The sequence below is a fragment of the Stenotrophomonas sp. S39 genome, assembly GCF_016624665.1.
Lineage (GTDB): Bacteria > Pseudomonadota > Gammaproteobacteria > Xanthomonadales > Xanthomonadaceae > Stenotrophomonas.
In genome coordinates this window covers 23354-30407 of the sequence record NZ_JACVTT010000057.1, presented here as the reverse complement: position 1 = coordinate 30407, position 7054 = coordinate 23354, and the positions used below count along the sequence as shown (strand labels likewise).

General features: G+C 66.2%; 10 protein-coding genes and 1 tRNA gene. All 11 read right to left on the bottom strand.

The features are described from left to right. Positions 1-63 precede the first annotated feature (63 nt). The 11 genes from IAE41_RS14760 to infC all read right to left on the bottom strand — a co-directional run bounded on the left by IAE41_RS14760 (position 64) and on the right by infC (position 7053). Entirely contained in the window at positions 64-456 is a 393-nt protein-coding gene (locus tag IAE41_RS14760) for a hypothetical protein (RefSeq protein WP_200733622.1), read from the bottom strand. Between the two features lie 122 nt (positions 457-578). Further along, on the bottom strand, positions 579-911 hold the full coding sequence (locus IAE41_RS14755) for a phosphotyrosine protein phosphatase (RefSeq protein ID WP_200733621.1): 333 nt from the start codon (positions 909-911) through the stop codon (positions 579-581). Beyond that, positions 908-1108, bottom strand: a complete 201-nt coding sequence (locus IAE41_RS14750) for a hypothetical protein (RefSeq protein WP_108747075.1) — start codon at positions 1106-1108, stop codon at positions 908-910. Before IAE41_RS14750 ends, IAE41_RS14755 begins: the two co-directional genes overlap by 4 nt. A 117-nt stretch (positions 1109-1225) precedes the next feature. Then, a tRNA-Pro gene (locus IAE41_RS14745) sits at positions 1226-1302 on the bottom strand. Positions 1303-1370: 68 nt separating this feature from the next. After that, positions 1371-1727, bottom strand: a complete 357-nt coding sequence (locus IAE41_RS14740; protein WP_005410431.1) for a MerR family transcriptional regulator — start codon at positions 1725-1727, stop codon at positions 1371-1373. Then, positions 1708-2007 (bottom strand): integration host factor subunit alpha, encoded by a 300-nt coding sequence (locus IAE41_RS14735; protein ID WP_005410432.1) that lies wholly within the window; start codon positions 2005-2007, stop codon positions 1708-1710. Before IAE41_RS14735 ends, IAE41_RS14740 begins: the two co-directional genes overlap by 20 nt. A 27-nt stretch (positions 2008-2034) precedes the next feature. After that, positions 2035-4416 carry a phenylalanine--tRNA ligase subunit beta gene (gene pheT / locus IAE41_RS14730; protein ID WP_200733620.1) on the bottom strand — a complete coding sequence of 794 codons (2382 nt, stop codon included), beginning with the start codon at positions 4414-4416 and terminating at the stop codon, positions 2035-2037. Between the two features lie 83 nt (positions 4417-4499). Next, on the bottom strand, positions 4500-5495 hold the full coding sequence (gene pheS, locus IAE41_RS14725) for a phenylalanine--tRNA ligase subunit alpha (RefSeq protein WP_200733619.1): 996 nt from the start codon (positions 5493-5495) through the stop codon (positions 4500-4502). Positions 5496-5691: 196 nt separating this feature from the next. After that, positions 5692-6051: a 50S ribosomal protein L20 gene (gene rplT, locus IAE41_RS14720; protein WP_005410435.1), complete on the bottom strand. Its 360-nt coding sequence runs from the start codon at positions 6049-6051 to the stop codon at positions 5692-5694. An 11-nt stretch (positions 6052-6062) separates the two neighbouring features. After that, entirely contained in the window at positions 6063-6260 is a 198-nt protein-coding gene (gene rpmI, locus IAE41_RS14715) for a 50S ribosomal protein L35 (protein ID WP_005410436.1), read from the bottom strand. 265 nt (positions 6261-6525) lie between these two features. Continuing rightward, positions 6526-7053, bottom strand: coding sequence for a translation initiation factor IF-3 (gene infC, locus IAE41_RS14710; protein ID WP_075076340.1), 528 nt, complete (start codon positions 7051-7053; stop codon positions 6526-6528). Position 7054: the final 1 nt, after the last annotated feature.

Genomic DNA, 7054 nt, shown 5'->3' with positions numbered 1-7054 from the left:
CCCGCGCGGGGGGCCGCCGGGGGCCCCCCCCCCCCCCCCCCCCCCGACTCTACAAAGCGCGCTTCAGCCTTCGCGTATTTCCAGCGCGGTCACCAGCCACTCGACCACCGCCGGCGAATCGCACAGGAAGAACACGGCATCGCCACTGCGCGCCTCGCTGAGCAGGCGGTACACGCTGATGGCCGCGGCGGCCTGGTTGGCAATGAACACCCCGCCGCTGCGAGGCCCTTCAACCTGCCGCGACTCGCGCTGCAATGCCTGGCGCGCGGCAACGGTTTCGGCCGGCTCGGCCTCGCGGCTGAGATCCTCGCCACGCAGGCCCCATGAAACAAAGACGCGCTTTTCCTTGAACGTGGTGTCCAGGACACGGACGCCGTCCGTGCCTGCGTCGGCCGAACGATGAATGACGGTACTGCTGATCAACGCAACCCCCTGTGGTCGTCGTGGTCCGCGCATCGTCCTGCACGCCCGCCGCAACCGCCGGTGGCGGGTGCGAGGAGAATGCCGATGCAATCGGATGTGCGCCGATGATAAGGGAAGTACCGCAGCGTATGGGCTGCGGGCCTGAACGCCCGGTATCAGGTGGCAACCGGCAGGTAAGCCGCGACCCGCAACTCCAGCAGTGCCATCAGCGCCGGGTCCATGCAACGGTAGTCGTCGGGGATGTCCAGGCAGTGCAGCGGCGTGTGTTCCAGCAACCGTGGGAAGGCTGCCTGCAGACGATGCTGGTGCTTGGGCTCCATGACGAAGATGACATCGGCCCAGCGGATATCCGCCGGGCTGATGGGATGGCGTGCATGCGGGCTGGTGCCCGCCGAACGTGCGGCCAAGCCAGGCCGCCGTCGCCACATGGCTTCGGCGGTCGGGCTGCGCAGCTGGTTGCGGCTGCAGACAAACAGAAGGTTGATCATCCCTGCTCCAGCAGCTGCGTGGTGCTGAGGATGGGATAGGTAAACCCCAACTGGCGCGCGCGGATCAGCTTGTCGCCGCGCGTGTACAGCAGCTTCCAGTTCTTCTCGGGCTTGAAGGCCTGCACCGGTGCAGGGCGGTCACCGCCGTGCAGGCGCGCCCTGGCACGACGCCAGGCTCGGGTTCTTGCAGTTTCCATGATGTTTTCTCGTGAGTACCGGGTTCAGCAGCCGCGGTAGTACGAGTGGTGCGAAGCATACAACGCAACAACAAAAAAGCCCACGCATCGCTGCGCAGGCTTTCTGTTTCATCACAGTGGTCGGGACGGCCGGATTCGAACCGACGACCCTCTGCCCCCCAGGCAGATGCGCTACCAGGCTGCGCTACGCCCCGACTGATGCTGCGATGTACCCGCCAGTGCGGCGGGCCGTGAAGTATAGCGGATTACGCGGGGTTTTGGATCACCGGCGAAGCAATTGCAGCACTTCTTCCAGCTCCATGCGTACCTGCTTGATGATCTGGTTGCTCAGCGCCGATTCCTCGCGCGCATCCGGACCATCCAGGCGCAGGCGCGCGCCACCGATGGTGTAACCCTGTTCGTACAGCAGGCTGCGGATCTGCCGCACCATCAGCACGTCGTGGCGCTGGTAGTAGCGGCGGTTGCCACGGCGCTTGGCCGGCTCAAGGCTGGGAAACTCGGTTTCCCAGTAGCGCAGCACGTGCGGCTTGACGTCGCACAGCTCGCTTACCTCACCAATGGTGAAGTAGCGCTTGGCCGGGATCGGCGGTAGTTCGCGGTTACTGCCCGGATCCAGCATAAGCTTCCACCCTCTCCTTGAGCTTCTGGCCCGGACGGAAGGTGACCACCGTACGGGCGGAAATCGGAATTTCCTCGCCGGTCTTTGGGTTGCGACCCGGGCGCTGGTTCTTGCGCCGCAGGTCGAAATTACCGAAGCCGGACAGCTTCACCTGACGTCCCTGTTCCAACGCTTCACGCAGCACATCGAAGAACGCGTCGACGAATTCCTTGGCTTCCCGCTTGTTCAGACCGACTTCGTCGAACAGCTTTTCCGCCATCTCCGCCTTGGTCAATGCCATTGCCTGCTACCCCTGAGTGCTTCCCGCTCAGCCGCGGATCCGGGCGTGGTGTTCACGCTCGATCGCAGTGACCGCCTCGGCCACCACCGCTTCCACGTCGCGGTCCGTCAGAGTGCGCGACTTGTCCTGCAAAATCAAGCCCATAGCGAGACTCTTGAACCCAGGCTCGACACCCTGGCCGACGTAACGGTCGAACAGGTTCAGCTCGCGCAGCAGCGGGCCGGCGGCCTGCCGGATGGTCGCTGCCAGGTCGCTCCAGGCCACCTGTTCAGGCACCAGGAACGCCAGGTCGCGGCGCACCGCCGGGAAGCGCGACAGCTCGCCGGCACGCGGCAGCGCACGGGCGGACAGCGCCTCCAGATCCACCTCGAAGGCATAGACGTCAGCCTCGATGTCCATGGCCTTGGCCAGGCGCGGATGGATCTGGCCGATCCAGCCGATCACCACGCCATCGCGGTACACCTCGGCCGAACGGGCCGGGTGGCCGAAGGCACGGGTGGAGGGGCGGAATTCGAGCACGGCACCGCTGGCGGCGGCCAACGATTCCAGGTCGCCCTTCAGGTCATGGAAATCGACCTTGCGGGTCGGCAGGCCCCACTGCACGGACTGCGCATCGCCACAGATGGCGGCCGCCACGCGCGGGGTTTCCAGCGGTGCCGGCTGGCCTTCGCCAGCCTGCTGGGCGAACACCCGGCCCACTTCGAACAGGCGCACGCGGGCCAGCTGGCGGGCGGCATTGCGCCCCAGGGTGGCGACCAGGCCCGGCAGCAGCGCCGGGCGCATCACCGCCAGCTCGGCCGACAGCGGGTTGGCCAGCGGCACCAGGTTGTCGCGCAGCTGCCACTGGGTCAGCAGCGCATCATCGACGAAGGCGAAATTCAGGGTTTCCTGCAGATCGCGGGCGATCAGCTGGCGGCGCACGCTGAGCACATCCAGCTGGGTCTCGGTCGGCATCGCCACGCGCGCCGCGCCACCCGGCAGGGTGGTCGGGATCTGCTCGTAGCCGTGGATGCGCGCCAGTTCTTCAATCAGGTCTTCTTCGATGGCGATATCGAAGCGACGGCTCGGCGCGGTCACCTGCCAGCCTTCGCCGGCAGCGGTCACGCCCATGCCCAGCGCGCGCAGGATGCGTTCGACCTCGGCGTCTTCGATGGTGATGCCCAGCACGCGGGTGATGCGGGCACGACGCAGGGTGATTGTTGCCGCCTGCGGCAGATCGGCCTCGTTGACGGCCTCGGTGACCGGCGCCGGGGTACCGCCGGCCAGGTCCAGCACCAGGCGGGTGGCGTATTCGATGGCGGTACGCGGCAGCGCCGGATCGACACCACGCTCGAAGCGGTGGCCGGCATCGGTGTGCAGGCCCAGCTTGCGGCCACGGCCCATGATGGCGGCCGGCGCGAAGTGCGCAGCCTCCAGGAACACGGCGGTGGTGTCGTCGGTGACGCGGGTATCGAAGCCGCCCATCAGGCCGGCCAGGCCGACGGCACGGTCGGCGTCGGTCACCACCAGGAAGCTGTCGTCCAGCACCGCATCGCGGCCGTCCAGCAGCTTGATCGCTTCGCCGGCGCGCGAACGGCGCACGGCGATGCTGCCCTGCAGGGTGCCCAGGTCATAGGCGTGCATCGGCTGGCCCAGTTCCAGCATCACGTACTGGGTGATGTCGACCAGCAGCGACACCGGGCGCACGCCGCTGCGGCGCAGGCGCTCGGCCATCCACAGCGGGGTCTTCGCGGCGGCGTTGACGCCCTCGATGACACGGCCCAGGTAGCGCGGCGCTTCGGCGCCGGCGTCGAGCTGGATGGACAGCTCGCGGCTGCCGACCGCCGCAATGGCATCGGCGGCGAAATCCAGCACTTCGCTGCGGGTGGCGGCGGCCACGTCGTAGGCGATGCCGCGCACGCTGAAGCAGTCGGCGCGGTTGGGGGTCAGCTTGATCTCGATGCTGGCGTCGGGCAGGCCGAGGTATTCAACCAGGGTCTGGCCAACCGGCGCATCATCAGGCAGTTCCAGCAGGCCCGAGGCATCGGTGTCCAGGCCCAGCTCCTTGGCCGAGCACAGCATGCCGTTGGATTCGACGCCGCGCAGCTTGGCCGGCTTGATCTTCAGATCGCCGATCTGCGCGCCGACCATGGCCAGCGGCGCGACCAGGCCCGGGCGCGCGTTCGGCGCACCGCAGACGATCTGCAGCAGTTCGCCCTGCCCTGCATCGACCTTGCACACCTGCAGGCGGTCGGCTTCGGGATGGCGCACGGCCTCGACGATGCGTGCCACGACCACGTGCTGCAGGCCGTTGCCGAGCGCGGTCACTTCTTCCACTTCCAGGCCGATGGCGGTGAGCACCGCGCTCAGTTCATCGCGCGTGGCGGAGGTCGGGACGTGGCTGCGCAGCCAGTTTTCGGAGAATTTCATGGTGTCACCCTGGTGGGCCCGGCGCATGCGCCTGGGCCTGCGTTGTTGAGTCCGCCGGGCATGGCCCGGCGCTACCTGGTCCGTTACGCGAACTGCTTCAGGAACCGCACGTCGTTCTCGAAGAACGCGCGCAGGTCGTTGACGCCGTAACGCAGCATCGCGAAGCGCTCCACGCCCAGCCCGAAGGCGAAGCCGGTGTAGCGCTCCGGATCGATGCCGACGTTGCGCAGCACGTTCGGGTGGACCATGCCGCAGCCGAGCACTTCCAGCCAGCGGGTGCTGCCGTCGGGCTGCTGCCAGGCAATGTCCACTTCCGCGCCGGGTTCGACGAACGGGAAGTAGCTGGGGCGGAAGCGCATTTCGAAATCGCGCTCGAAGAAGGCGCGCACGAACTCGGCCAGCGTGCCCTTCAGGTCGGCGAAGGTGGAATGCTCATCCACCAGCAGGCCTTCGACCTGGTGGAACATCGGCGAATGGGTCTGGTCGCTGTCGCTGCGGTACACCTTGCCGGCGGCGATCATGCGCAGCGGCGGCTGGTGCTCGCCCATGTAGCGCACCTGCACACCGGAGGTATGCGTGCGCAGCAGGCGGCCGTCGCCGAAGTAGAAGGTGTCGTGCATGGCACGCGCCGGGTGGTGCGGCGGGAAGTTCAGCGCTTCGAAGTTGTGCCAGTCGTCCTCGATCTCCGGACCCTCGGACAGCTCGTAGCCCAACCGGCCGAAGATGCCGGTGATGCGTTCCAGGGTGCGGGTGATCGGGTGCAGGCCGGCGCGGTCGCCGTTGCGGCCCGGCAGGGTGATGTCGATCGCTTCGGCGGCCAGGCGCGCATCCAGTGCGGCGCTTTCCAGCACGGCCTTGCGCTCGCCCAGCGCGCTGGACAGCGCGTCACGGGCCTGGTTGATGGCTTCACCGGCGGCCTTGCGCTCGTCGGCCGGCAGGGTGCCGAGCTGCTTGAGCTGGGCGGTGATGCTGCCGCTCTTGCCGAGCAGGGCCACGCGCAGCTGTTCCAGCGTGTCGGGGCTCTGTGCGGCGGCCACATCGGCCAGCGCCTGGGTGGTGAGGGATTGGATGTCGCTCATGGGGGGCCGGAACTCCAGTCGGTCTGCCATCGCGATGCGCGAAGGGCCGACCCCTGTCGCCACCGCCGGTCCCCGCACCGCGCGCCTGCGGCGTTGCCGGGACCCAAAAAAGAATGGGGAAGGACTTGCGCCCTTCCCCATGCATTGCCTCTACCTGACACCGTTCCCGTTGAACGGCAACGGCATCGGGAAGGACTTATGCCGCCAGTGCGCCCTTGGCCTTTTCGGCCAGTGCAGCAAAACCAGCTGCGTCGTGCACGGCGATATCAGCCAGGACCTTGCGGTCCAGGGTGATGCCGGCCTTCAGCAGGCCGTTCATGAAGCGGCTGTAGCTCAGGCCGTTGATGCGGGCAGCCGCATTGATACGGGTGATCCACAGCGAACGGAAGTTGCGCTTCTTCTGCTTACGGCCGATGTAGGCGTACTGCTGTGCCTTGATGACCGCCTGCTTGGCGACGCGGAAGACCTTGCGACGGGCATTGTAGTAGCCCTTCGCCAGATCAAGGATTTTCTTGTGGCGGCGACGCGCCTGTACGCCACGCTTAACTCGTGCCATTTTTCAGTTCCTCAGAGGTAAGGGAGCATGCGGTCCAGACGGCCTGCGTCTTCTGCACGGACATGGCCCGTCTGACGCAGATTACGCTTACGCTTGGTCGCTTTCTTCGTGAGGATGTGGCTACGGTTGGCGTGGCCGCACTTGTACTTGCCCGAGGCGGTCTTGCGGAAACGCTTGGCCGCTGCCCGGTTGGTCTTGATCTTGGGCATTGCAATGTCCTTGATGGGGGTGACCCTGGTTTCTGACTGATCTGGCGGTGGCCGTGGCCACTCTTTCCGTCCTGCCATGATCGGCGTACGACCCGTCCTGGGTGGGTCGAGCCGGGCATGATACAGGCAAAACCGCCCTGCCACCAGCCCCTGCGACCCTTTCCGGCATGAATTACCGGGTTACCGCAAAAGCAAAGGGACGCCCGTGGCGCCCCTTTACCCTGAACCATTCAGCCAGGCGCCCCGGAAGGCGGCCCGTCAGGCCTCAGGTCTTCTTCTTCGGCGCGATCATCATGACCATCTGACGCCCCTCCAGGCGCGGACGGGATTCGATGACGATGTCCTCGCCCAGATCGGTCTCGATCCGGTTGGCCATCTCGCGACCCAGTTCCTGGTGGCTCATTTCACGGCCACGGAAGCGGATGTTGACCTTGATCTTGTCGCCTTCCTCAAGGAAACCGCGCATCTTGCGCAGCTTGATCTGGTAGTCGCCCTCGTCCGTGACCGGACGGAACTTCACTTCCTTGATCTCGACCTGCTTGGTCTTCTTCTTGGCCTCGCTGGCCTTCTTCTGCGCTTCGAACTTGAACTTGCCGAAATCCATGATCTTGCAGACCGGCGGATCGGCCTGCGGCTGGATTTCAACCAGGTCCAGGCCTTCATCTTCGGCCATGGACAGCGCTTCGTCGCGCGACAACACGCCGATCATTTCTCCGTCACTGCCGATCACGCGGACGCGCGGCACACGGATTTCCTGATTCTTGCGGTTCTGTTTGTTGTCAGGGGTGCTGATA